The organism is Cohnella sp. LGH, from assembly GCF_017671885.1.
Classification (GTDB): domain Bacteria; phylum Bacillota; class Bacilli; order Paenibacillales; family Paenibacillaceae; genus Cohnella; species Cohnella phaseoli.
On sequence record NZ_CP072117.1, the window covers coordinates 4209749 to 4234331 of the forward strand.

Below are 24583 nucleotides of genomic sequence, written 5' to 3' on the forward strand. Positions count from 1 at the left end.
GGAAATTTTCAGCAAATAATGATACATACTCTCTAAGTCTAGCAAAAATACGTGGAAAGTCACAATGTTTTATGTTGGATAAATGGAACTTGCGTGCAAATCGATCGGTCTAATAGGGTGGAGGCGATCCCACGAGGCTCGATAGCTAGCGTTCGGGTGCAGAGGAGACCATCATTCTTCGCCGCATCGCTCCGTCCGAAGAGATTCGATACTGAACCTCTCCGTCGGTATCGGTTCTCCAGATCAGGCTTCCCGCGCTTTCAAGGCGCTGCAGCACCGCCGGACTCGGATGCCCGTAAAAATTGTTGCGTCCGACGGAAATGACCGTCTCCCTCGGCTTCCAGTAATCGACCCACAAGCCGGTCGTCGAGGTTTTGCTTCCGTGATGACCGGCTTTGAGCACGTCGATGGCGATACGACGACGGCCTTGAGCGTTTACGGCCTTCTGCCCGGCGGCATGGCCCGCTTTCATGATCGGGCTCCCGTTGGCGGCCCCCTCCGAATCTACGATCGCACTGCCTAGGGCAGCGTACTCCGCATCCACGATCGCCATCTCTCCCCCCGCCTCTAGATCCCCGGGAAGCAGAAATTGACGTCCGTACAGCGTTGCCAGAATAACGACACTCCGGTCATTCTGTTCGTCTCTAATCTCTACCCAAGCGTCAGAGTCGGCGTCCCTAGACTCAGAGGAAAGAATTCGAAGGACGGCGGAAGCATCGATCTGCCATTCGCCCGGTTTATTGGCGGCATAGACGGGAATGCTCTTGTTTGCCGCCATTTGCATAAGCGCCAAAGCGCCGGGCGAATCTTTCAACGTACCGTTGAACAGTAGCCCGCGTACCGGAATATTGTCAAGCACCGCAGTCGCGCCTCCGATATGGTCCGCATCCATATGAGTGAGCACAAGCGCGTCGAGCTGTCCGACTCCTCTGCGAAGCAGCAGCGGAACGAGCAGTTTCCTTCCGACCTCATACGGATCGCTCCGTTCCCGCCATTCCTCTCCGGGCTTGCGGAAGCTGACCGTTCCTCCGGCGTCGATCAGAATATGCTTGCCGTAGCCCGTCCGAATAAGAATACTGTCGCCCTGCCCAACGTTAAGGAAAGACACTTGAGCTTCGCGGTCCAGCCAGGCCGGTTGCGCTCCCCATACGAGCCATGCGGCGAGAGCCGCTCCAAACCCGGCGCGCCTTAGCAAGGATCGGACTTTTTCCGCGCGATTCGCGCCAGGCAAAGAACGATCCAGCGGTATAGTTGCCTCCCCCTCCGACAATCTCTCCTGCCCGCTCCACCACTCGCGCTCCCGAAGTCGACGAGAACGGCGCCTCATCCCCGCAAGGGCAACTCCCATTAGCGCGTATGCGCATACGACCCAAGCCAGCGAGGGCTGCGGCCATACCGTCCTCCATCTGGAAAAGCCGCTTAGCCAGTCCACGGCCACAAACGTCAAATCGTTGCCCAGCGTCGCCAGCTTAGCCGGCCATATTCCGAGCGGATACCAGATCGCGCCTAATACGATTGAGGCCATACCCAAGGGCATTACGATAACGCTTATAAAAGGAACTAACGCAAAGTTAGCCGGAAGAGACAGCAAATGCATCGAGTGGAAATAGTAGACCGAAACCGGAAAGGAAACGATTTGCGCCGTCACGGTAACGGAAATCGCTCCCTTCAGCCAGCCCCAATTAATCGAAATTAGCTCGGATACCGCCGGCACGAACAAGATCAATCCCCCCGTAACGATAAAGGACAGCTGAAAGCTTACGTCTTCGATCAGCAGCGGATTCCAGATCAGCATGACCATCGCCGCGGCGAACAGCAGATGAAGACCGTCCTTCAATGCGTTGCGTCGAGCCAGAGTAAGCGCGATCATCGCCATCAGACAGGCACGTACGACAGACGGCGACGCTCCTGTCAGCAGCATGTAAACCGGAATCATCGCAATGGTCAATTCAAGCGACCGTTCGCGAGTCAGTCTCAACAAGCCGCCGATTTGCAGCAGCAAATAAACAATAACAGCTACATGCAGCCCTGATATAGCGAGAATATGCGTCAGCCCGAGCCGCGCGAATTGATCGAACTGGATCGGATCAAGATCGGAGCGGATGCCAACGACCAGGCCCTTCATATATCCCGCATCCCCGTTAGGAAATAGGCGATCGGTCAGTTTGCCGATCTGTTCTCTCACGTCGTCCAGCAGACGCAGCGGCTTTATCCAGAGGGGAGGCGGCCCGTTGTCGATCTCGACCCTATCGGCACCTTTAACGGAAAGCTGCCAGAAGACGCCTTGTTTCATTAGATAACGGCGATAATCGAATGCTCCGAAATTGCCGGCCTCTCCGGGAAGCTCCATTATACCGGACACTTGAACGCTGTCTCCCCGCTTCCATGCGGCTGCCGTTTGCTGCTCCGACAGTGCGGCCAGCTTCACTCGGACGATGACTTCCAGTTTCACTCGTCTCTCCTCAAACCCGTCTCCTTTGATCGTTGCAGCTTTTAATCTGAATGTCGCCAAATCGCCGTCCACTTCCACAACGGAGACGAGCCTGCCCGCAAGCTCGACCGCTCCGCCGCTTTTCGCAACCTCGTTATCAACTCGAACGTCCGGAAGCAAACGCTGATCCGTCCACGCGCGCTCTCCATAAGCAAGCACCAATGCCGCTGCGCAAATAAGCGCAAGCTTGGGCGTCGCCATCCCGGCAACAGCCAGACCCAGCAAGGCTATCAGCAGCGCTGCCAATGCCCATACGGCCTCTTTTTCGGAGAACAAGGATAGTAGCGCAGTTCCTGCGATCCAACAGCTGGCGACCGCAATCAACGGCCTTTGATTCATTTTCGCACCTCCTCCTTGAACACAAAAAACACCTCCCCGCAGAGCATTACGCTCGGCGAAGAGGTGCTTCCTCTCCTGCTGTTCGCTATTGTAAACTATGAACCGTCTTGAACCTCGGTGTCCGCTGGAGGAGTGTAGTTGTCCAGCTTGCGGAAAATCAGCCCCCGCTGCTCCATCAGCGCGGCGACCTTGTCATAATCCTTCGGATACGGCCTGTAGTAGACGATTTCCGCAATGCCGCTGTTCGCGAGCATGTTCGCGCACGTCCAGCAAGGCTGATCCGTCACGTATACGACGGAGCCTTCCCGATCGACGCGGTCGGTGAACAACAGCAGGTTTTGCTCCGCATGAATCGTCCGAATGCAGCGCTGCTTCTTGATCATTTCCGTGGAGCCCGCCGGAGCGGGCTCGAACTCTTCCACGATCATGCAGCCTGCTTCCGAGCAATCCTGCACGCCCATCGGAGCGCCGTTGTAAGCTGTACCCAGCAGCTTTTTGCCCTGCACGAGCACCGTGCCCACATGGCGTCTTGGACAGCGCGAACGGGTCGAAACCATAAAAGCGATGTCCATAAAATACGTATCCCAGTCTTTGCGCAAGTCTGTCACCTTCCTGCTTGCGCTCCGGCGCTTGCCAATTATTGCTGACTTGCAGCCAGAGCCTGTTCCAGATCGTTAATAATGTCTTTGATTCCTTCCGTACCGACCGACAAGCGGATCATTCCCGGCTGTACGCCGGCCGCAAGTTGCTCATCCTCGCTCAGCTGCTGGTGAGTCGTGCTCGCCGGGTGAATGATCAGCGACTTGGAATCGCCCACGTTTGCCAGATGCGAGAACAGCTTCACTGCGTTGATTACTTTTTTGCCCGCTTCGATGCCACCTTTGATGCCGAAGGTCATAATCGCGCCTTGGCCGTTAGGCAGGTAGCGTTTAGCCAGCTCATAAGAGGCATGGCTTTCCAAACCTGCGTAGTTTACCCATTCCACTGCAGGGTGGGCTTCGAGGAACTTCGCAACGGCGAGCGTATTGCTGCTGTGGCGCTCCATACGAAGATGCAAAGTTTCCAAGCCTTGAAGAAGCAGGAAGGAGTTGAACGGCGACAGCGCCGCCCCCATGTCTCGCAGCAGTTGTACGCGCATTTTGATAATATATGCAATCGGACCTACCGCATCCGCATATACGACGCCATGGTAGCTCGGATCCGGCTCGGTCAAGCCGGGAAACTTCCCGCTGGCCTTCCAGTCGAACTTGCCGCCGTCGACGACGATACCGCCGATCGAGGTGCCATGGCCGCCCATAAACTTCGTAGCGGAGTGAAGCACGATATCCGCGCCATGATCAAGCGGACGAAGCAGGAAAGGCGTAGTGAACGTGCTGTCGATAATCAGCGGAACGCCGTTCTCGTGCGCGATATCCGCAACTGCCGCGATATCCAGAACGTCTCCCCGCGGGTTGCCGATCGTCTCGGCAAATACCGCTTTGGTTTTCGACGTGATGGCTGCACGGAAATTTTCCGGATTAGACGGATCTACGAACTTGACTGTAATGCCCAGCTTCGGCAGCGTGATCGCGAACAGGTTGTACGTGCCGCCGTACAGGCTGGCCGACGAGACGATCTCGTCTCCGGCACCGGCGATATTCAAGATGGAATACGTGATCGCAGCTTGTCCGGAGCTTACTGCAAGCGCCGCCGCGCCGCCTTCCAATGCGGCTACCCGCTGCTCGAACACGTCGGAAGTCGGATTCATGATTCGGGTATAAATATTTCCGAATTCTTTCAACGCGAACAAGTTCGCGGCATGGTCCGTATCGCGAAATCCGTAGGATGTCGTTTGATAGATCGGAACCGCGCGGGACATCGTGGCCGGGTCGATCTGTTGTCCTGCATGTACCGCGAGCGTTTCCAGAGAGTACGATTCATTGCTCATTCGGGTTGAACCTCCCAATTAATTTGAATGATTTGATAGATTTCCCTCCCATTCTCTCATAAATTATGGTCAAAGTAAAAGCTATCCTCGGGTTTTTATTTTGCTGCTGCGACATGGACGAGACCTGACAGATGTTCGAAAACTTTGGGGCCGATTCCCTTAACGTCCAGAAGCTGCTCCACCCTGCGGAAACCGCCGATTTTATCCCGATGCGCGAGGATGGCCTTCGCCTTCGAGGGACCGATGCCCGGCAGCGCATCCAAATCGGCCTCCGTCGCTCTGTTCAAGTCCAACGTTCCTGGACTGGCTTCGCGAGGAGCTTCTTCGCCGGCTTCGGCAGCGGGACTAGAGGATGCAGGGCTGGGCGTTTGGCTGGAAATCGGGTTCGGCGGCTGGCTCGGTTGGTCAGTCGATTGGTCAGTTCCTTGTCCCGCCGTCAAATCGGCCGCTGCCTGCCTCTCCTCGCCCTCGACTCCCGAAGGAGAGGCAAGCGAGCCAATCGCTTCCTGCAAAGCTTCGTTGACCGGTGTCCAGCCCTCAATCCCCTGCTCCCTAGACTCGCGGAACAAGACAAAGCACAGAAGCGCAACCGCAATGGCAAACAGAGCGGCGGCCCATGTTTTCCGCATGCGAAACATGTTATTTTTATGCATATTTTTGTATCCTCCTTTGCTTTTTTCGCATAAATATATGAAAAATCGTTCATGACGGCCAAGCACGCTTTCATACAATGAAATGCGGATGCGAATGCCGACGCCTTCTATACGATGGCGGGAGCGATTGTTCCCGAAAGCTTGACGGATTGCCAAAACCTTGCTGTAGGAGGGACCAGGATGAAGATCGGCTTCATCGGGGCCGGTAGCATGGGAAGCTTACTGGTGGGAGCCTTCGTACGCTCCGGCGCGATGCGGCCGGACGATATCGTCGTCAGCTCCCGTACGCCATCCAAGCTGTCCGCTCTGGCCGAGCAGTATCCCGGCCTTCATATCGCCGCTTCGAACAGGGAAGCCGCGATTGGGGCCGATTATTTGTTTTTGTGCGTAAAGCCGTTGGATTTCCGAAGGGTGCTGGAAGAGATCGCACCCGTATTGACCGCGAGGCAAATCGTCGTCTCGATCACAAGCCCCGTGAAAGTCGCCTCATTGGAAGAGCTGACGCCCAGCAAAGTGGCCAAAATTATCCCCAGCGTCGTGAACGCCGTCGGCAGCGGAGCCTCGCTCGTCATGTGGGGCACCCGACTGACGGAGGACGATAAACAGGAGCTCTGGCAATTGTTCTCCTCCATCAGCCGTCCGATTTGCGTCCCGGAAGACGAAGTTCGCGTCGCATCGGACTTGTCCAGCTGCGGGCCGGCTTTTATGGCATGCCTGCTGGAACAGTTTATCGATGCCGCCGTTCTATCTGCGGGAATGGAACGGGAGACGGCAACCGCCCTCGCCTGCGAAATGATGCTGGGAACCGCCCGTCTGATGCTGGAGCTTCCCTGTACCCCGGCAGAACTTCAAGCGCGAGTGTCTGTACCGGGCGGCATAACGGCCGTCGCGCTGGAGTCGCTGCGCAAGTCGACGCGAGGAGCGTTCTTGCAAGTGTTGTATACGACGCACGAGAAGTTTGCCGAAGATCTCGACCGCGTCGATTCCTCCCTTTTTCCCCGCGAGCGCACGTAGCCGCGGGGTCGGAGGGCTGCCTTCACGCTCCCCTCTCCACCGTTATATAGGCTAAAATAAAAACGCCGCCTGCTCCGTCATAATGACGGAGTCAAGCGGCGTGTGCTTCACGCTGCAATCGTTCTATTGTTTGTTTCGAGGTTAATTGGCGACAATGTTGACGAGCTTGCCTTTGACCGCGATCACCTTGCGAATCGTCTTGCCGGCAATCGCCTCTTGCACCTTCTCGGCTTCCAGCGCCTGCGCCTGCATGCCCGCTTCGTCCAGATCGGCGGCGATCTTCAGACGTTCGGCGATTTTGCCGTTTACCTGCACGACGATCTCGACTTCCGCATCCACCGTAAGCGCTGCGTCGTACTGCGGCCAAGAAGCGTAAGTGACGGACTCGGAATGGCCAAGCTTCTCCCACAGCTCTTCCGTAATATGCGGCGCGATCGGGGACAGCATTTGCACGAAGTCCTCCATCGCTTTTTTCGGCAGCACTTCCGTTTTGTAAGCTTCGTTGACGAAAATCATCATCTGGCTAATCGCCGTGTTAAAGCGCAAGCCCTCGTAATCCTCGCCGACCTTCTTCAGGCTCTTGTGCCAAATCCGACGGAACGCATCGTCTCCGTCGACTTCCTGAATCTTGGCGTTCAAGTTGCCGTTATCGTCGACGAACAGACGCCATACGCGAGCGAGGAAGCGGAACACGCCTTCCACGCCGTTGGTATTCCAAGGCTTTGTCGCTTCCAGAGGTCCCATGAACATCTCGTACATCCGCAGCGTATCTGCGCCGAATTCGCCGACGATGTCGTCCGGGTTGATGACGTTGCCGCGGGATTTGGACATTTTCTCGTTGTTCGTGCCAAGAATCATCCCTTGGTTAACGAGCTTGTGGAACGGCTCCTTCGTGCTCACGACGCCGAGATCGTACAGCACCTTATGCCAGAAACGCGCATACAGCAAATGAAGAACCGCATGCTCCGCGCCGCCGATGTACAGATCGACCGGCAGCCACTCGCGCTGCTTCTCCGGCGAGCAGATTTCCTTGTCGTTCTTCGGATCGATGAAGCGCAGATAATACCAGCAGCTTCCCGCCCATTGCGGCATCGTATTCGTCTCGCGGCGGGCTTGGCGGCCGTTGCGCGGATCGACGACGTTGACCCATTCCGTCACATTGGCAAGCGGAGACTCGCCTGTACCGGAAGGCTGGATCGCGTCCACGTCCGGCAGCAGCAGCGGCAAATCCTCTTCCGGAACGGTGTCCATCGTGCCGTCCTCGTAGTGGAGTACCGGAATCGGCTCGCCCCAATAACGCTGGCGGCTGAACAGCCAGTCGCGCAGACGGTACGTGACTTTGCCTTTCCCCGTGCCCGCCTGTTCCAGGTGGGCGATCATCGCTTGGATCGCTTCCGCAGTTCCCATACCGTTCAGGAACTCGGAATTAACCAGCTTGCCGTCGCCCGAATAGGCCGCTTCCTCTACGTTCCCGCCCGCCACGACTTCCTTGATCGACAGATCGAATTTCTTCGCAAACTCCCAGTCGCGCTCGTCGTGGCCCGGAACGGCCATGATTGCGCCCGTGCCGTAGCCGCCGAGCACGTAGTCGGCGATCCAGATCGGCACCTTGACGCCGTTCACCGGATTGACGGCATAAGCGCCGGTAAATACGCCGCTCTTGTCTTTGGCCAGATCCGTTCGCTCCAAGTCGCTCTTGCGAGCCGCTTGCTCGACGTACGCTTCGACGGCCGCTTGCTGCTCGGTGGTCGTAATCGAACCGACCAGTTCATGCTCGGGAGCGAGCACGCAATACGTCGCTCCGAACAGCGTGTCTGGACGCGTCGTGAATACGGTCAGCGCCGCGCCATGGCCGTCGATGGCGAACGTCACTTCCGCGCCGGTCGACTTGCCGATCCAGTTGCGCTGCATATCCTTGATGCTTTCCGACCAGTCCAGATCTTCCAAATCTTCAAGCAGGCGCTCGGCGTATTCGGTAATTTTGAGCATCCATTGGCGCATAGGCTTGCGGATCACCGGATGGCCGCCGCGCTCGCTCAGCCCGTCAATGACCTCTTCGTTGGCCAGCACCGTGCCGAGCGCCGGACACCAGTTAACCGGCACTTCCGCCACGTAAGCGAGCCCTTTTTTGTACAGTTGGATAAAAATCCACTGCGTCCACTTATAATAGTCCGGGTCCGTCGTGCTAAACTCCCGGTCCCAATCGTAGGAGAAACCGAGCGACTTGATCTGGCGACGGAAATTGTCGATGTTCTCGAACGTAATTTCGCGCGGATGACGCCCCGTCTGCAGCGCGTATTGCTCGGCCGGCAAGCCGAACGCGTCCCAGCCCATCGGGTGCAGCACGTTGAAGCCCTTCATCCTCTTAAAACGGCTGACGATATCGGTCGCCGTATAGCCTTCCGGGTGGCCGACGTGAAGTCCCGCCCCCGATGGATAGGGGAACATGTCAAGCGCGTAGAATTTCGGCTTGCCCGCATCCTCCGTCGTCTTAAACGTCTTGTTCTCGTCCCAATATTTTTGCCACTTCGGTTCGATTTTCTGCGGCTGATAACCTTGACCTTGCTCCTGTGCCATGTCGATTAACTCCCTTTGTCAGAAAAAATAAAAAAGCTCCCGCCCCCAGCGTTGTCGCTAGGGACGAGAGCGTCATCTCCCGTGGTACCACCCTAGTTGACGGCAATCCTGCTTGGATGTCCGCCCACTCTGCCTCGTAACGAGAGGTAACGCCTTGCCTACTTGATCCATATTCGCATAAGCGAAGAGAAATCCGTTCGGTTCGGAGGCTCCAAGGCGAGTTCGTCGCAGTCGCTAACCGGCTCGCACCTTCCGCCAGCTCTCTGAATAACGTCACGCGATTACTGTTCCTTTTCATAGCCAAAGTATGCCATGATTATAGCCATTCGCGCGATCCGTGTCAAGCAGATGCGGATAGACGCCGACGTCTCGACAAAGTCTCTAACTGCGGCTCGATGAAGCAACCGCTATTTGCCCGCCGCTCCGTTCAAGAACAAATCCACGATGGATGCCGCCAGATGCTCTGGGGAGAACACCTCTTCGCCGATTCGTTCGCGGCTGCCGATCATTAGCAGGGAAGAGAACGCGTGGGACAGCAGCATCGGATGACCTTGCGGAATCTCGCCGCTTTCCATCGCTCTCGCGAATTCTGCCGCCAGCACCTCGTGAATCCGATACTCCGCCCGGCGAATTTCGGCGCGCTGCTCCTCGCCGAGCGAAGGATAAGCCTCCCGCATCAAGCTTTCGAATTCAACATGAGCCTGCGATTTCGTCATTTTGGATAGGGCGATCTGCGCAAGACGTTCGCGCAAGCTTCCGCCGGCCTGGATGATCCGTTCGGTAATGGCGCTAATTCGCAGCATCATTTCCGTTACGGCGGCGGTAAACAGCACCGCTTTATTCTCGAAATAATAGTAGACGGACGCCTTCGTAACTCCCGCCCGTTCGGCAATCATATTGACGGAGACCGGCTCATACCCTAATTCCATAAACAGGACAGATGCGGTCAGCAGCACCTTGTCTCTCATCGACGGATGGTCCGCTCCGCTCTTCGGTCTTCCGGGGGCGCGCTTGGCGCGTTTCTCGCTCATCGCTTTCCCCTCCTTCGGTTGAAATTTTCTCGTTGCATAATTAACCTTCCGGTATATATAATTAATTTGCATTCCAATTAAATTATATCCGAAATTCGGAGCGCGCACAGCTTTGAATAGAAGCTGCACCATTCAAAGGAGGATCATTCGTTATGAGCAATAAGAAAAGCGGCTACGGAAATTGGGTCGCCGGCAAGAGAAGCAAGTGGATTACGCTGCTGGTCTGGATTGCCGCAGCCGGCCTGCTGAGCGCGCTGCTCCCGTCCGTAAACAGCCAGGAAATCAACAATTCCCCCAATCTGAATTCCGGAAAGCCTTCCGTGCAGGCGGATGCCGTCGCCGCGCGCGAATTCCCAAGCGGCTCCGACATTCCGGCGCTAGTCGTGCTGTATAAGGGCAGCGGGCTCACAGAAACCGAGTTGGATGTCGTCCGCAAGCTGACGGAGAAGCTAAGCGCCTCGCCCGTGCCGCACCAGACGGCCGTCCCGCCACTTCACACTCTGCCTCCGCAAGCTCTGCAGAGCCAGTTGTCCGAAGATGGGAGCACGTTCGTACTTCCCGTTCTGTTCGCCAAAGACGCGGGCGCGGAGAATTTAAAGGAGGGCGTAACCGAGCTTAAGCGTGAGTTAGTCGCCATCTCCGGAGCCGATCCGTTCGCCGAACCCCGCGACTCCGCGGACAAACTAAGCGCGCGCGTGACCGGACCGGTCGGCATCCAGATCGATGCGACGGGCCTGTTCAAGGACGCAGACGTCAGTCTTCTGATCGGAACCGTGCTGCTCGTGCTTATTTTGCTTTTGCTCATCTATCGGTCGCCGATTCTTGCCCTTCTGCCTCTCGTCGCGGTAGGCTTCGCATACGGAGTCATCAGTCCGCTGCTCGGTTGGATGGCTAGCAAAGGTTGGATCGTCGTCGACGGCCAAGCGATCTCGATTATGACCGTTCTATTGTTCGGAGCCGGTACGGATTATTGTTTGTTTCTGATTTCCCGCTTCCGCCAGCTGCTGAGGACCGAGACGAGCAAAACCAGAGCGCTGCTCGCTGCCGTCACCGACTCGTCGGGCGCGATTGCAATGAGCGGCTTAACCGTCGTCATTGCGCTTTTGACGCTTCTCGTGGCGGAATACGGAGCTTATCAGCGGTTCGCAATACCGTTCAGCTTGGCCATTCTGATTATGGGTATCGCCAGCCTGACGCTCGTTCCGGCAATGCTCGCCATTCTCGGCCGGGCCTCCTTCTACCCATTCGTGCCTAGAACGCCGGAGATGCAGCGGGAACGCGCCGCACGCAAGGGCAAACCGGCTCCCGCCGCTCCCAAAGTGCCTCGCAATTGGGCCGGTCGAATCGTAACGGGCAAGCCTTGGACCGTGCTGTTCGTCTGCCTTCTGTTTCTCGGCGGGTTGGCGGCCGTTACGCCGCAAATCAAATTCACCTACGATCTGCTGTCGTCTTTTCCGAAGGATATGGAGTCCAGGGAAGGGTTTGCCGTAATCGGCGAGCAGTTCTCTCCGGGCGAGCTGGCGCCGGCGAAGATCATCGTCGATACGCAAGGCAAACCAGTCGCCCTGGGTGAGAAGCTGGCCGACCTGCCCTACGTCGATGTCGTATCTGAGCCGCAGACGGGCAAGTCCGATCCGAACATCGTCGCGTATGAGGTTCAGTTCGATCTGAATCCGTACTCCATTGAGGCGATGAACCATATTCCCGAGCTGCGGAAGGTTGCGGAGCAAGCATTGGCGGAGTCCGGCGTCGCAAATCCGCAGGACGGCGTCTGGATCGGCGGTCAGACGGCGGAGCAGTACGACAACAAAACGACGGGAGAACGGGACACGAGGCTTGTCATTCCGATCGTTATCGGGCTGATCTCTTTGCTCCTGCTGCTGTATTTGCGCTCGGTCGTCGCAACCGTCTATCTCGTGCTCACCGTCATCGTTTCCTTTTTCTCCGCGCTGGGGCTCGGTTGGCTGGTCGTTCACTACGGGATGGGGGCCGAGGCGATACAGGGGGCGATTCCGCTGTACTCGTTCGTTTTCCTGGTCGCGCTGGGCGAGGACTACAACATCTTCATGATCTCGAGCATCTGGCAAAAAAGAAAACGGATGCCGCTTAAGCAGGCGATCAAGGAAGGCGTTGGCGAGACGGGTTCCGTCATCACATCTGCGGGGCTTATTCTCGCCGGAACGTTCGCCGTGCTGGCCACGCTGCCGATTCAGGTGCTCGTTCAATTCGGCACGATTACCGCAATCGGGGTGCTGCTGGACACGTTCGTCGTGCGCCCGTTCCTCGTACCGGCCATTACGCTGCTACTCGGGCGCTGGGCGTTCTGGCCGGGCAAGCTGGAGCCGGTTGGGGAAAAGGATTCCGCCTTGAAGTGAACCGACGCCGGGCGGAAGATAGTATTGCCAAAACGATGATCTAGTCGACTTCATAACCGCCGTATCGTTTGGTTCCGGTGAGGACCGACCGATACGGCGGTTATTTTTACGCCGACAGCCGACTCGATGTAGGCAACGTAGCTTCTGGCTTCCTCGGGCAGCTCGTCAAACGAGCGGCAAGTGGAAATGTCGCTTTGCCACCCCGGCAGCCTCCAGAGAACCGGCTTCGCTTTCTGCAGCTGCGGCAACGTCGGGAAATCCTCGCCGACTGTTCCATCAATCTCGTATCCGACGCATACCGGAATTTCCTCCAAGTAGCCCAGCACGTCCAGGTTCGTAAGCGCAACCTCCGTCGCTCCCTGTATGGCGCAGCCGTAACGCGTCGCCACGACGTCGAACCATCCCACCCGTCTCGGACGGCCGGTGACCGCTCCATATTCTCCCGCGTCTCCTCCTCTGCCCCGAAGTTCTTCGGCTTCCTCCGCAGCCAGCTCGGAGACGAACGGCCCTGCTCCTACGCAAGAAGAGTAGGCTTTGACAACGGCCATTACATTGGAAATCGCATAAGGCGGCAAGCCTGCTCCGACCGCGCCATGACCGGCAAGAGTCGAGGAGGACGTCGAATAGGGATAAATGCCGTGATCCGGGTCTCGCAGCGCTCCGAGCTGTCCTTCAAGCAAGATCGACTCCCCGTTCGCGTACGCGCGTTGGAGCAGCTTCGTCGTGTCGCATACATACGGAACCAGTTTTTCTCCGAGTTCGACAAGCTGATCGACCAAGTCGCCCACTTCCAAGGCCGATCGGCTGTACAAATGCTCAAGCAGTACGTTTTTGGCTGCGAAAGTCCGTTCCAGCTTGCCTCGCACAATATCCGCTTGAAGCAAATCGGCAACCTGGATGCCAAGCTTGGCGTATTTATCCGCGTAAAACGGGGCGATGCCATTCCTGGTCGAACCGAAGCTTTGCGCGCCGAGCCTTATCTCCTCCAGCTCATCCAACAGCCGATGCACGGGAAGCACGATTTGGGCCCGCTCCGACAAGCGGACCGTCGGTCTGGCCACTCCTCGCTCCTCCAACCGCTCAAGCTCGGACAGCATGCGCTCGGCGTCCAGCGCGACTCCGGGTCCGATGACATTAACGGTCTGCGGATGGAATACGCCGGAAGGAAGCATTCGCAGAGCAAACTTCCCGTAATCGTTAATGATCGTGTGTCCGGCGTTGCTTCCTCCTTGATATCTGACCACGTAAGATGCCTTCTCTGCGCAAAGATCGGTCATTTTCCCCTTGCCCTCGTCTCCCCAATTCGCTCCTACAATTGCCGTAACCGTCATTTTCCTCGGCCTCCACTTTTGTTTTCTCTGTACAAGGCTTATTATAGAGGCAGCATTATTATAAAAATAATTGATATTCCTAATACCCGATATAAATGGAGATTATGCCTATGGATATGAATACGGAATGGTATCGCGTTTTTTACCGAACTGCGCTTTGCGGCAGCTTGTCCAAGGCGGCGGAAACGCTGCACATTACGCAGCCGGCAGTCAGCCACACGATCAAGCAGCTTGAGCGTCAGCTCGGGACGCCCTTGTTCTTTCGCACGCCGAAAGGCGTTGTGCTGACCCATGAAGGAAAAGCGCTGTTTGCCTATGTCGAACAAGCGTTTAGAATGATGGAAGCCGGGGAGAAGAAGCTCGCGGAAATGCGCGACCTCGAAAGCGGGGAGATCCATATCGGAGCGAGCGACACGCTGTGCAAGCACTATCTGCTGCCCTACCTGAGAAAATATCGCGCAGCTTATCCTAAAGTGCGGATACACGTCACCAACCGGACTACCTACGAGACGCTCGGATTGCTGAAAAACGGCCACATCGACTTCGGACTCGTGAACCTTCCGGTCGACGACGACAAAATCGAGATCAGGGAAAGCTTGACCTTGCATGAATGTTTGATCGGGGACGTCGGCTTCTCGCCGGACGGAGGAAAATCTCTGGCGCTTGCGGAGCTGCAAAACTATTCGCTTATTCTACTGGAATCCGGCGGCAGCATCCGGCGGTTCCTCGACCGGTATGCCTTGTCCCACGGGGTCGTATTGAATCCAGAGCTTGAGCTGGGCAGCATCGATCTGATCGTGCAATTCGTTCGCAACGGGTTCGGACTCGCCTTCGCGGCGCGGGAATTTATCGAGGAGGAATTGGCGTCCGGACAGATTGCCGAAATCCCGCTGCTCCCTCCTCCGCCGCCCCGACGGATCGGCATCGTAACGCTGAAGGGAACTCCGCTGTCCGCCGCTTCGAAGCGATTTATTTCGCTGCTTCCATACGAAAAGGCTGCTTCCAAGTCCGGCGGAACCTCATTTCCGACCGATTAGACTTGAAAGCAGCCTTATCATATGCTATTCCGGCTTGCGAGCGACGTAAAACAATCTTTCCGCTTCCATATTCGGCTTGTCCCATTTGAAATCGGCGACGCGATGCAGCAGCTCGAAGCCGGCTTGCTCCAGTTCCCTGGCAATCCAATCCGGATCGTACGCCCTCTGCACATGGGACTCCTCGAAGCGGCTGTATAGCGCGCCCGTGCCTGGAGCCGTCGCGTCTTCGCGAATAAAAAACGTCAGCGAATGCTCAATCTCCATCCGCTCCTCGTCGTAGTCGCTCGTCCACAAGTACGCCACATCCGGCTCATCGTAGACAAACGGCTGCTCCTCCGCATACCGTTCCAGTTGACGCGGAGAATGAACGTCGAACAGGAACAGTCCGCCCGGCGCAAGCCCCTGGTAAGTCTGCCGAATCGTCGCCGAGACGTCCTCCGGCTCCGTCAGGTAGTTCAGACAGTCGCAGAAGCTGATAACCGCGTCCGCCGGATGGGGCAGCTCCCAATCTCGCATATCCTGCTGCAGCCAGCGAATCGTTCCGGGCTCATCCCGATAGCCGCTGCGGCTTGGCGGCTCATCCCATTTGCTGCGGGCGACCGAGAGCATCTCCGCGGAAATGTCGATGGCGAATACGCTAAAGCCCGAGCGGGCAAGCGGAATCGACAGATTGCCCGTGCCGCAGCCAAGGTCGACGACCGTCTTAGGAATGCCGTAACGATCCCAGCATTTGCGAGCGAAGCTCAGCCAGTCGGAATACGGCATCTCCTCCATCAGACGGTCGTAGACCGCCGCGAATTGACGATAAGTGCGCATTGCTGCAACTCCAGTCCTTAAGTTAAAATTTCCGCTCGCCGGCTAGTTGCCCGCATGCGAAAATTAGTCCTTGTTCTCATCCTCGGTCGAGCCGTCCGCGGACTTCAAGTGCGTCCAGTTGCCCTTCTGCTCAATGAGTCCATCCTTCATCAGCTTGCCAAGCGCCCGCTTAAACGCGGACTTGCTAAGCTGAAAGCGCCGCTGAATATCCTCGGCATTCGTCTGGTCCGAGTAGGGCATTGCGCCGCCGGGACGCTCTTTCAGAAACGCCAAAATCCGGTCCGCATCCTCCAGCCGGCCGACTTCCTTCGTCGCCTTGACGCTGAGCGACACCCGTCCGTCTTCGCGGACTTGCGTGACGCGCGCGCGGAATTTCTGTCCGACGCGCAGCGGATGAATCATGGCGCTCTCGTTGATGTATCCGAGCGCCCCAAAGCCGATAACGCCTCCGTCGACAAGCGCGAAGACGCCGTCGCGGAACACGTCCGTCACCCAGCCTTCCTGCCACTCGTTTTTCCATGACGAAGGAGCGCGGAAGACGAGGGGCGCAAAATCGTCGATTTTGGCCAGGCGTGCCAGCATGCGCCCTTCTTTATCGTGTTTCATAACGACGAACAGCTCGTCTCCCGTCTGCGGCCAACTGTTTTTGCGCTCAACGGGAAACGACTTTACAGGAAGCAGAAGCTGCCGCCCAATGCCCATCTCCAGGAAAAAACCGAAGCTGGGATGGAAGTCGGCCACCTTCAGCCGGGCAAGCTCGCCCAGCCGGATCAACGGTTCGCGCAGCGTAGCGGTAATCCGTTCCTTATCGTCATGAAACAGAAACGCGTCGATCTCGTCCCCGACCTCCGGACGGTTCCCGACTGCCTCCCCATAAGGGAGCAGCACTTCCGGACCGTCTTCGGGCCCAAAGCCGAGAAACCAGCCGTAGGGAGATACCTCTCTGCGAACGCGCAAGCTTTGCACCGTTCCGGCGGTCAGATTCATACGTTCTCCACTGCCTTCGCGTCGGACCACAGACGCTCCAGATGATAGTACTCCCGCTCGTCGCGATGGAACACGTGAGCTACGACGTCCCCCATATCCACAAGGACCCAGCGGGCCGAATCCAAACCTTCTACGCGTACGCGATGACCGGTCATTTCCGCGTTTTTGCGAATTTCCGATGCGATCGATAGCACCTGCGTATCCGAGTTGCCGTGGCAAATGACGAAATAGTCCGCCACGAGGGAAATTCCTTGCAAATTCAAGGCGACAAGGTCGTGCGCCTTCTTCTCTTCCGCAGCGTGAACGACCGTCTTGAGTAATTGTTCCGAACTTACCGCCATGTCTCAGCCTCCGTTATTGTTTTGTTTCATTTGCATTATCAAATCGTTGCGCGCCAGAACGGTAAGCGGAAAAATTCGCTTGCCCCGCTCGACAAGCACGGCGATGGTGGAACCGAAAGCCGCTATAAGAGCTTCCTCCATACTATGTTCAGCCAGCTGGCGAATCCGTTCGACTCCGGGATAATTTCTTCCCGGCTCGATGTAATCCGCCAAACAAACGATTTTGTCCAGCTTTGTCATGCCTTCGCGGCCCGAAGTATGGTAACGGATCGCGTCCAACACTTCTTCGTCTTCGATACCGTGCTCGGTCTGAACCGCCCAAGCGCCAACGTGCGCATGCCATAGGTCCTTGTCGCTGTCCAGCAGTTCGGCGGACAAGCCATGCTCCCGAATGACAGCCTCCATTCGATCGATGGGCCATGCCTTGGAATAGTCGTGCAGCAATGCCGCCAGCTCCGCTTGCGCCGGGTCGCCGTCGTATCGCTCGGCCAGCTTGATCGCCGTCTCCACGACGCCAAGCGTATGCCGCCATCTTTTGTCCGGCATCTGCGCGCGGGTCGCTTCCTTGAGCTTGTCAAGATTCATATAAGCCATCCCTTTGAATATATTCGATCACCGGATCGGGCAGCATGTAACGAACGGATCGCCCTTCCCTAATTCTGCGGCGAATGTCGGTCGACGAAATGCCCAATAGCGGCATCGACGCCCGAACCAGCTTGCTTCGGATATATTCCGGCAGCAAGGCGTCGTCGCTTGGCTGATCCGGCCGCTCCAACCCGATGAAATCGACCGCTTCGGCCAATTCCTCGGCTCTGCGCCAATTGGGGAGATCGCGAATCATATCCGAGCCGACGATCCAGTGAAACTGCGCAGCCGGATATCTTCGCCGCAATTCGGCAACGGTCTCGATCGTGTAAGAGGTCCCTTCCTTACGCAGCTCGATATCCTCGACTCGGAACGCGGAATTGTTCGCGAGCGCAGCTTCCAACATGTCGCGTCTGCGCACTCCGTCCGTTCCCGGCTGAGGTTTGTGCGGCGGCACCAAGGTCGGAATAAACCAGACCTCGTCCAGACCCAACGCATCCCGCGCGGTCTCGGCCGCAAGCAGATGCCCGTTGTGGACCGGATCGAACGTGCCCCCCAGCAAACCGACCTTACGCATATCGTTCAGCCGCCTTCCTGGCTTCCTGTCCGTTACTTGGGAAGCACGATTTCTTTGTGGTCGACGGATTCCTTGTACAGGACGATCGTCTTGCCGATCACCTGCACCAGCTCGCAGCCGGATTTCTCGGCAAGCTCCGCGCCGATCTCGCGCGGGTCCTCGTCGTTGTTATTAAGCACAGACACCTTGATCAGCTCACGCACTTCGATCGCTTCCTGAATGTGTCGAATCAGATTGTCATTCGTGCCGCCCTTGCCGACCTGGAAGATCGGAGTAAGATGATGCGCGAGCGCGCGAAGATGACGTTTTTGTTTACCTGTCAGCATTTGGTTTCCCGCTTTCATTAAGATTACACGAACGAAGCCAGCACAACTTCGCGCATGGCCGCGATCGGCGCCGGTTTGCCGGTCCAATATTCGAAGGCATATGCGCCTTGGTATACAAACATGCCAAGACCGCCGTGAATGCGGCAGCCCCGCTCCTCCGCCCGACTGAGGAAAGCCGTTTTCAGCGGATTGTAGATCAGATCGCTGGCGACGGCTCCCGGCTTCAGCCATGCCGGATCGATCGGCAGCGCATCCACGTTCGGCGACATGCCGACCGAAGTCGTATTGACGACGACGTCCGCCTCCGCGACAACGCTTTGCAGCCCGTTCCCCGGAACCGCGGATATGCGCATTGCGGACGGGAACGATCCGGCCAGCTCCACCGCCTTCGCTTCGGTCCGATTCGCGACGAAGATCGCAGCCGGTCCCTCTTGCGCGAGCGCCCACAGGATACCCCTGGCCGCTCCTCCCGCTCCGAGCACGACGATCGTTTTACCGGACAGATCGGGCTCGGCTTCCTCCTTCAGCGATCGGACGTAGCCGATTCCGTCGGTGTTGTAGCCGATCAGCCTGCCGTTCTCGTTGACAATCGTATTCACCGCGCCGATCGCTTGCGCGCCTTCGCTGATCTCGTCGAGGAACTGCATGACTTCGACTTTATGCGGGATTGTCACGTTTAAGCCCCGGAACCCGAGGCCGCGCACGCCCGCGATCGCCTGCTCGAGTCGCTCCGGCGTAACGTGAAAAGCGGCGTAAACGCCGTTGACTCCGGTTTCCCGGAAAGCGCGGTTTAACATGATCGGCGATTTCGAATGGCGAATCGGGTCGCCGATCACTCCGAACAGTGCGGTATGGCTATCCATCAATCGAAAATTCCTCCTTGCCCGAGGCGGCGTTCCGGCCGTCCCGGGAATCCACCCTCTACAAAATGCTGTCGCGCAGCATCACTTTAATTCCCTTCGGAGCGTGCACGTCGACGACGGCCCCGGTTTTGCCATTGACTTGAATCCAGCCGAGTCCGGAAACGAATACGTCCTGCTCGGCGTTCGGCGGAATGCGCAGCCGATGCCGGGTCCAGGTCGGGAACGAATCGAGATCCTCCCGGGAAGGCGGGGTTAGCATTTCTCCGCGGTGCTGAGCGAACAGCTCGTCGGCGCGTTCCAGCTTGGTCCTATGAATCGTCAGCCCCCCGGATACCTGCGCCGTGAAAGATTGACGCTCCCCTTCAATGAAATCGAATCGCGCCAACGCGCCGAAAAACAGCGTCTGACCGGGATTAAGCTGGTACGTCATCGGCTTAAGCGGCTTGTCCGGAAGCAGCGCGGCCAAATCCTTGCGCGGGATGATCTCCGACATGCGCCAATCGTAGACGATCCCCGGCGTGTCGACGATGCTCTTGCCGTCGTCCAGCGGAATGTGCACGGCATCGAGCGTTGTGCCCGGGTAGCGGGATACGGTCAGCTCCCGCTTCAAGTCGCTGTAGTCGGAGATCAGCCGGTTGATCAACGTGCTCTTGCCGACGTTGGTCGCGCCGACGACGTAGACGTCACGGCCTTTGCGGTGGTCGTTGACCGCTTCAACGACGCGGTCAAACCCGATGTTGCGACGGGCGCTGCACAGCACGACGTCCGCCACCTTCAGCCCCTCCTCGCGGGCCTGCTTCTGAACCCAGTTGCGCAGCCGGTTCCAATTGGTCACCGGAGGCAGCAGGTCGATCTTGTTCACCACGAGCAGCACCGGATTGTGGCCGACAAAACGCTGCAGGCCGGAAATGAGGCTGCCCTGGAAATCGAACAGGTCGACGATATGGACGACAAGGCTGTCCGTGCCGGCGATACCGCCAAGCAGCTTCAGAAATTCGTCCTGATTGACGGTGACGGAGGATGCTTCATTATAATTTTTAATACGGAAGCAGCGCTGACATACGGCGCCTTCCTTGCTTAGCGAAGAGGCGGGAACGTAGCCCGGCTTCCTCTGGTCTTCGTTATGCAGCGTAATGCCGCAGCCTGCGCAGCGCGGAGGCCGATGCAGATCACTTGCCATGCTGAGGTCCTCCCTTGTCCGGCCATAGCCCTTTCTTACGCAGTCGGGCCAACGCGATCTTCTCGATACGGCGATTGATCCGAGTCGCCCAGCCTTCTTCGGCAATCGCGATCGGCGACACCAGAATCGTATGCAAGCCCGCGCGTCTTCCGCCCAGCACGTCCGTGAGCATCTGGTCGCCGATGACGACCGCCTGGTCCGCCGGCAGCCCCATCAACTGCAGAGCGCGTCTAAACGCCGCTCCCGCAGGCTTGCGGGCTGCAGGGATATACGGAATGCCGAGCGGCGCTGCAAACTTGCCGACGCGCGAATCGTTGTTGTTGGAAAGAATAACAACCTTAAATCCCCGCTCCTTGACCAGATCCAGCCAGCCGATCAGCTGCGGGGTCGCAAGCGGAGTTTTGGCGCTAACTAGCGTATTGTCAAGGTCCGTAATAATGCCCCGGATTCCTTGGGCGTGCAATTCATGCAAATCGATATCGTAGACGGCGGTCACGATCCGATCGGGAAGCAAACGCTTGAACATCTTGAATAATGGCTCCTGTCTGTGAACGGCTAATCTTCCTCAAAATATACCATACCCCATGCGGCCTTGCAAAAAGAACCTGCCTCGAAAGTCATAACCAAGATGACCGAGGCAGGCTCTTTATCGTTCTTGAATTCAGCCGACTACAGCGCTTTGCGAATTTTCTCCGAAACCTCGTTAAATTCGGCAAGCAATCGGCCATCCCCTTGATCGTGTCCGTATCTCGCCTGCTCGAACAGCTTCACCGCTCCTTCGAACTCTCCGTTTAACGACGGGAATTTGCGGCTCCAGCGGCCGAAGGTTTCGCGGATCGTCTCATGAGATTCCCTACGCAGCCCTTGACGATGGAGGAAGATGAGCAAACGTTCCAATTCGCGCACGACCCGTTGATTCGGCGTCGCTCCGCGGTGGCGCAGAAGGTTCCATACTTTTCTCGTCCGGCGGCTCTTGACGACGAACACCGCCGCGGCGGCAAGCAGTAAAGCGCCCGCTGCGATTCCGGCAATCAGCGGCCAGTTGCTCTTGGCGACGACCTCTTCAGGCTCCACAGGCGTCGCATCTACAGGCGCGCTCGATTCGATCGGCTCCGGCGCTCCCGCCGCACGAGGCTGCGGAACCGAGAAGCCTGACGTCGGCTCGAACGGAATCCAGCCGTAGCCTTCGAAATACACCTCCGCCCACGAATGGGCGTCCGCATTTCGAACCGTATACGTCCCCGCCCCAAGCGGATCGGGCTCCATATCCGGTCCGCCGAAACGATTTCTTTCCTGCGCCGACTGGTCGTATCCGGCTGCATAGCCCTTTACCCATCTGGCCGGCAGCCCGATCGAACGAGCCATAACGACGAATGAGGTCGAGAAGTAATCGCAATAGCCTTCCTGAATTTCGAACAGAAACGCATCGACAATGTCGCCGCCCGCCCGGTCGGATTGACGGGATAGATCCGGCGCGTTCGTATAAGGGTACGTTTGCTTCAAATATTGCTCCAGCTTCTTGGCGCGGTCGTAGTTGTTGGACTCTCCGCTCGTCTGCTCCGCCGCCAGATCGCGAACCCGCTGCGGCAGATCGTCGGGCAGCTGCAAATACGGCTTCAAGTCCAAGCTGCTCGGCGCGGACGCATCCAGATTGCGGAGCGCGTCCTCGTCCAGCACCGCGACTTCGGACACGACCGAATACGTCTGTACGCGCGACGTTTTGTCCCAGCGCAGCTCCCAATCGCGCGAATCCCATTTGAGACCGGCATTGTTGTCGCTCTTGAGCGCGGTTACCGCTGCGGCCGATCCCGCCACGAACAAAACCGGCAGTTTGTCCCGGCGTTCGATCTTTACGGTCTGAACGACTTTGACCGTCTCCACGCCCTCGGCGCGTGGCGGATCGAGTTCGTAGTTGGAAACTTCATTTCCGATTTGCGCTTTGACCAGTTTGGGATTTTTGACATCCTCCCAACCTTTGCCCGTATATACCGATTTGCTCTCGCCGCGCCAATAGCTGCGTTGGGAGGTCGTCACGGTCATCACCGGAGAGTAGTCGAACTGGAACCCTCCGCCGATTTTACGGTCATCCCGACTATAGCCGGACAAGGAGGAGCCGCTGTTCCCCGACGCGTTCGTTCGCTGCACTCCCCCTTCTCCAGAGAAGGACGGAACTTCGCGCCCTTGGGCTTCCGTCCAAATCGTATAAGGGTCCTCCAGAAGAATCGGCGCCCTCGGCATAATAATGCCGCTGACCAATACGATCGCAATGACCAGAACGGCCGGAAGCGCGATATCGAGCGGCCGCTCGGCCATCGCCTCCCAGCTGTCGGGGTGACGCAGCTGAAGCTGCTTGAGATGGAGCACGACTAACCAGGCCAGCCCTGCCGTTACAATCCACGCGATGTTGCGCCATAGCTCCAGCGGGAAGAACGAATCGACGATTGCCATCGTCGTAATGGACAACACGATGACCGCGACCGCTCCGATTCTTCGGGAGCCGAGCCAAGCCAATACGTGAACCGCCAGCAGCACTCCGACGGACAATTCAAAGAACGGATGGAACTGAGCAAGATGGAACGAAAAGAAATCGCTGACTTGCTCTCCTGCCTTCCAGCTTACCGGCCATCCCGCCCAGACGATCGGCATTTTCCATAAAATCATGCCGACGACGGCTGCGAGCTGAACGGTCAACCTGACCCACAACAGGCGGGTAAACAGCAATTCCGTAACCGCCGTAACGGCCAGCATGCCGTAAATAATCGAGTAAGTTTCCTCCCACCAATAATCCGAGAAAACTTGAATCAACTGAATCACGATGATAAGAGCCAAAAGACGGTGAAACCGCTCCAGCACGAGCTGTCTCCAAAACCGCCCCGACCCTAGAAGCTGTTTCAAGCCGATACACCCCCCAGAGCAAGGGGCAGCTTGTCCAGCTCGTCCACGGAAATAAACTCCCACTGTTTGGACTGACATAAAAGCTGCCAATTGCGAACTTTGGCGGCAGCCTCAGCGGGCATGCGCTTGTGGCCGATATGGATAATGCTCGGTACCATTCTTTTGCCTTCAAGCGCGCTCATCGCCGCCGACAATTGCTCGTCTGCCGCTGCTCCGATCACGACAATGTGAACGCCAGGCTCGTATCGTTCCGCCACCTGGCATAACAATTGCCCGATCGGTAGGCTGCCGTCCGCTTCAACGTCGACCAAATGTCCGAACACCTCGTCTTTGGATACCGGCGCCCGCCCTTCTCCGTACCAGCATTCCGTCTCCCCCGCCGACACGAAGCCGATCGGCATGCCGCGCGCTATCGTCAGCTCCAACAGCGAGGCGGCCACCGATACGGCCAGCTCGAACTGTTCCGCGTTCGGATAGCTGCGGCTGTTCCGGTCCAGTACGAATACGACCCGAGGCAGCGCTTCCCTCTCGAATTCCTTCGATTTCCATTGCCCCGTCTTCGCCGTCGCGTTCCAGTGAATGCGCGACAGCCGATCTCCGTGGATGTATTCCCTGACCCCGTCGATCTGGGTCGTCTCTCTTGCCCACAGAGAGGTGAACGTATGATGGAACACTCCCCGCTGCGAACGGCGGAACAGCCGCCAATCCCTCAATGGAACGGTGCGGGGGAGAACCTGCACGTACATTGGCTGGTGAAACGAACCGCGATGCTCGAACAACCCGAAAATATCGCGCGTCGAGCACCCGGTGTGCTGAAAATGATAACGGCCTCGGCGCAGCGGGGCGGTCTCGAATTGAACCTCTCCCCGTCGCTTGTAATCCGGCACAAAGGACATCTCGTACAGTTGAGCGTCGCCTCCGGTCGTGCGCACCAGCTTCTCCCGAACGATGACGTACGGGAGCGGCCAGAATCCCGGAATCTGCATGCGAAGCTTAACCTGCAGACGCATGCCCGCGGTCAACAAGGCGGATTGCCCGTCTCCGGTTTCCGTCAGCCTTACGCCCTGCACTCCGCCTATGCCGCTCCATCGCCCGAGCATTAAGTACGCGCAGAGCGCGTTCAAAATGACAAAGAGCATAAGCGACGTTTTGCCGCCTTGAAAGAGCAGGTAACAAAGAGAGGTGACGTATAAAACCGCGCTCAGCCACCACACGCGGGGCAGATGCAAGCGCGCCAT

The 24583-nt window shown here is 57.5% G+C and carries 21 protein-coding genes and 1 other annotated feature; of the genes, 3 read left to right on the top strand and 18 right to left on the bottom strand.

Annotation, left to right across the window (positions count from 1 at the left end):
* Nucleotides 1-145: 145 nt before the first annotated feature.
* From J4772_RS18195 to J4772_RS18210, 4 genes are all read right to left on the bottom strand, one after another.
* Complete coding sequence (locus J4772_RS18195; RefSeq protein ID WP_209076522.1) at nucleotides 146-2830, bottom strand: ComEC/Rec2 family competence protein; 2685 nt, start codon at nucleotides 2828-2830, stop codon at nucleotides 146-148.
* Nucleotides 2831-2925: 95 nt separating this feature from the next.
* Nucleotides 2926-3438, bottom strand: coding sequence for a deoxycytidylate deaminase (locus tag J4772_RS18200; RefSeq protein WP_256442727.1), 513 nt, complete (start codon nucleotides 3436-3438; stop codon nucleotides 2926-2928).
* 29 nt (nucleotides 3439-3467) lie between these two features.
* Nucleotides 3468-4757 (bottom strand): homocysteine synthase, encoded by a 1290-nt coding sequence (locus tag J4772_RS18205; protein WP_209076524.1) that lies wholly within the window; start codon nucleotides 4755-4757, stop codon nucleotides 3468-3470.
* Between the two features lie 95 nt (nucleotides 4758-4852).
* Nucleotides 4853-5410 carry a ComEA family DNA-binding protein gene (locus J4772_RS18210; RefSeq protein WP_209076526.1) on the bottom strand — a complete coding sequence of 186 codons (558 nt, stop codon included), beginning with the start codon at nucleotides 5408-5410 and terminating at the stop codon, nucleotides 4853-4855.
* Nucleotides 5411-5590: 180 nt separating this feature from the next.
* Between J4772_RS18210 and comER the strand changes: the two genes are divergently transcribed.
* Entirely contained in the window at nucleotides 5591-6424 is an 834-nt protein-coding gene (comER, locus tag J4772_RS18215; RefSeq protein ID WP_116063535.1) for a late competence protein ComER, read from the top strand.
* 141 nt (nucleotides 6425-6565) lie between these two features.
* Here comER and leuS read toward each other — a convergent pair whose 3' ends face one another.
* Together leuS and J4772_RS18225 are read right to left on the bottom strand one after the other, a co-directional pair.
* Entirely contained in the window at nucleotides 6566-9001 is a 2436-nt protein-coding gene (gene leuS / locus J4772_RS18220) for a leucine--tRNA ligase (protein WP_209076528.1), read from the bottom strand.
* A gap of 56 nt (nucleotides 9002-9057) precedes the next feature.
* Nucleotides 9058-9308: a binding site (T-box leader), on the bottom strand.
* 100 nt (nucleotides 9309-9408) lie between these two features.
* Nucleotides 9409-10032 (bottom strand): TetR/AcrR family transcriptional regulator, encoded by a 624-nt coding sequence (locus tag J4772_RS18225; RefSeq protein ID WP_209076529.1) that lies wholly within the window; start codon nucleotides 10030-10032, stop codon nucleotides 9409-9411.
* Nucleotides 10033-10184: 152 nt separating this feature from the next.
* Between J4772_RS18225 and J4772_RS18230 the strand changes: the two genes are divergently transcribed.
* Entirely contained in the window at nucleotides 10185-12407 is a 2223-nt protein-coding gene (locus J4772_RS18230) for an MMPL family transporter (protein WP_209076531.1), read from the top strand.
* A gap of 50 nt (nucleotides 12408-12457) precedes the next feature.
* Here J4772_RS18230 and J4772_RS18235 read toward each other — a convergent pair whose 3' ends face one another.
* Nucleotides 12458-13738, bottom strand: coding sequence for an adenylosuccinate synthase (locus tag J4772_RS18235; protein ID WP_209076533.1), 1281 nt, complete (start codon nucleotides 13736-13738; stop codon nucleotides 12458-12460).
* A 110-nt stretch (nucleotides 13739-13848) separates the two neighbouring features.
* Here J4772_RS18235 and J4772_RS18240 point away from each other — a divergent pair, with 110 nt between their 5' ends.
* Complete coding sequence (locus tag J4772_RS18240) at nucleotides 13849-14775, top strand: LysR family transcriptional regulator (protein WP_209076534.1); 927 nt, start codon at nucleotides 13849-13851, stop codon at nucleotides 14773-14775.
* Between the two features lie 24 nt (nucleotides 14776-14799).
* Here J4772_RS18240 and J4772_RS18245 read toward each other — a convergent pair whose 3' ends face one another.
* The 11 genes from J4772_RS18245 to J4772_RS18295 all read right to left on the bottom strand — a co-directional run bounded on the left by J4772_RS18245 (nucleotide 14800) and on the right by J4772_RS18295 (nucleotide 24583).
* Nucleotides 14800-15591, bottom strand: coding sequence for a class I SAM-dependent DNA methyltransferase (locus J4772_RS18245; protein ID WP_209076536.1), 792 nt, complete (start codon nucleotides 15589-15591; stop codon nucleotides 14800-14802).
* 63 nt (nucleotides 15592-15654) lie between these two features.
* Nucleotides 15655-16578, bottom strand: coding sequence for a CvfB family protein (locus J4772_RS18250; RefSeq protein WP_209076538.1), 924 nt, complete (start codon nucleotides 16576-16578; stop codon nucleotides 15655-15657).
* A complete protein-coding gene (gene rsfS, locus J4772_RS18255) occupies nucleotides 16575-16919 on the bottom strand; it encodes a ribosome silencing factor (protein ID WP_116063542.1) in 345 nt (114 codons plus the stop codon). The genes J4772_RS18250 and rsfS overlap by 4 nt, the downstream gene beginning before the upstream one ends.
* A gap of 3 nt (nucleotides 16920-16922) precedes the next feature.
* The gene (gene yqeK, locus J4772_RS18260; RefSeq protein WP_209076540.1) at nucleotides 16923-17504 is read right to left on the bottom strand and encodes a bis(5'-nucleosyl)-tetraphosphatase (symmetrical) YqeK; all 582 of its coding nucleotides are present in this window, start codon (nucleotides 17502-17504) and stop codon (nucleotides 16923-16925) included.
* The gene (gene nadD, locus J4772_RS18265; RefSeq protein ID WP_209076542.1) at nucleotides 17494-18081 is read right to left on the bottom strand and encodes a nicotinate-nucleotide adenylyltransferase; all 588 of its coding nucleotides are present in this window, start codon (nucleotides 18079-18081) and stop codon (nucleotides 17494-17496) included. The genes yqeK and nadD overlap by 11 nt, the downstream gene beginning before the upstream one ends.
* Before the next feature lie 32 nt (nucleotides 18082-18113).
* Nucleotides 18114-18407, bottom strand: a complete 294-nt coding sequence (gene yhbY, locus J4772_RS18270; RefSeq protein ID WP_116063545.1) for a ribosome assembly RNA-binding protein YhbY — start codon at nucleotides 18405-18407, stop codon at nucleotides 18114-18116.
* 23 nt (nucleotides 18408-18430) lie between these two features.
* On the bottom strand, nucleotides 18431-19270 hold the full coding sequence (gene aroE, locus J4772_RS18275) for a shikimate dehydrogenase (RefSeq protein ID WP_209077245.1): 840 nt from the start codon (nucleotides 19268-19270) through the stop codon (nucleotides 18431-18433).
* Between the two features lie 58 nt (nucleotides 19271-19328).
* A complete protein-coding gene (yqeH, locus tag J4772_RS18280; RefSeq protein WP_209076544.1) occupies nucleotides 19329-20450 on the bottom strand; it encodes a ribosome biogenesis GTPase YqeH in 1122 nt (373 codons plus the stop codon).
* Nucleotides 20440-20976, bottom strand: a complete 537-nt coding sequence (locus J4772_RS18285; RefSeq protein ID WP_116063548.1) for a YqeG family HAD IIIA-type phosphatase — start codon at nucleotides 20974-20976, stop codon at nucleotides 20440-20442. The genes yqeH and J4772_RS18285 overlap by 11 nt, the downstream gene beginning before the upstream one ends.
* 143 nt (nucleotides 20977-21119) lie before the next feature.
* On the bottom strand, nucleotides 21120-23345 hold the full coding sequence (locus tag J4772_RS18290) for a transglutaminase TgpA family protein (protein WP_209076546.1): 2226 nt from the start codon (nucleotides 23343-23345) through the stop codon (nucleotides 21120-21122).
* Nucleotides 23342-24583 (bottom strand): DUF58 domain-containing protein, encoded by a 1242-nt coding sequence (locus tag J4772_RS18295; RefSeq protein ID WP_116063550.1) that lies wholly within the window; start codon nucleotides 24581-24583, stop codon nucleotides 23342-23344. The genes J4772_RS18290 and J4772_RS18295 overlap by 4 nt, the downstream gene beginning before the upstream one ends.

Bases quoted from the DNA above. Each gene is read 5' to 3' on its own strand.
- comER (WP_116063535.1), top strand. From the start codon at position 5,591: ATGAAGATCGGCTTCATCGGGGCCGGTAGCATGGGAAGCTTACTGGTG.
- J4772_RS18195 (WP_209076522.1), bottom strand. From the start codon at position 2,830: ATGAATCAAAGGCCGTTGATTGCGGTCGCCAGCTGTTGGATCGCAGGA.
- yhbY (WP_116063545.1), bottom strand. From the start codon at position 18,407: ATGCTGACAGGTAAACAAAAACGTCATCTTCGCGCGCTCGCGCATCAT.
- J4772_RS18245 (WP_209076536.1), bottom strand. From the start codon at position 15,591: ATGCGCACTTATCGTCAATTCGCGGCGGTCTACGACCGTCTGATGGAG.
- J4772_RS18240 (WP_209076534.1), top strand. From the start codon at position 13,849: ATGGATATGAATACGGAATGGTATCGCGTTTTTTACCGAACTGCGCTT.
- J4772_RS18230 (WP_209076531.1), top strand. From the start codon at position 10,185: ATGAGCAATAAGAAAAGCGGCTACGGAAATTGGGTCGCCGGCAAGAGA.
- nadD (WP_209076542.1), bottom strand. From the start codon at position 18,081: ATGCGTAAGGTCGGTTTGCTGGGGGGCACGTTCGATCCGGTCCACAAC.
- J4772_RS18205 (WP_209076524.1), bottom strand. From the start codon at position 4,757: ATGAGCAATGAATCGTACTCTCTGGAAACGCTCGCGGTACATGCAGGA.
- aroE (WP_209077245.1), bottom strand. From the start codon at position 19,270: ATGGATAGCCATACCGCACTGTTCGGAGTGATCGGCGACCCGATTCGC.
- J4772_RS18210 (WP_209076526.1), bottom strand. From the start codon at position 5,410: ATGCATAAAAATAACATGTTTCGCATGCGGAAAACATGGGCCGCCGCT.
- yqeK (WP_209076540.1), bottom strand. From the start codon at position 17,504: ATGAATCTTGACAAGCTCAAGGAAGCGACCCGCGCGCAGATGCCGGAC.
- J4772_RS18285 (WP_116063548.1), bottom strand. From the start codon at position 20,976: ATGTTCAAGCGTTTGCTTCCCGATCGGATCGTGACCGCCGTCTACGAT.
- yqeH (WP_209076544.1), bottom strand. From the start codon at position 20,450: ATGGCAAGTGATCTGCATCGGCCTCCGCGCTGCGCAGGCTGCGGCATT.
- J4772_RS18295 (WP_116063550.1), bottom strand. From the start codon at position 24,583: ATGGCGCGCTTGCATCTGCCCCGCGTGTGGTGGCTGAGCGCGGTTTTA.
- J4772_RS18235 (WP_209076533.1), bottom strand. From the start codon at position 13,738: ATGACGGTTACGGCAATTGTAGGAGCGAATTGGGGAGACGAGGGCAAG.
- rsfS (WP_116063542.1), bottom strand. From the start codon at position 16,919: ATGGCGGTAAGTTCGGAACAATTACTCAAGACGGTCGTTCACGCTGCG.
- leuS (WP_209076528.1), bottom strand. From the start codon at position 9,001: ATGGCACAGGAGCAAGGTCAAGGTTATCAGCCGCAGAAAATCGAACCG.
- J4772_RS18250 (WP_209076538.1), bottom strand. From the start codon at position 16,578: ATGAATCTGACCGCCGGAACGGTGCAAAGCTTGCGCGTTCGCAGAGAG.
- J4772_RS18225 (WP_209076529.1), bottom strand. From the start codon at position 10,032: ATGAGCGAGAAACGCGCCAAGCGCGCCCCCGGAAGACCGAAGAGCGGA.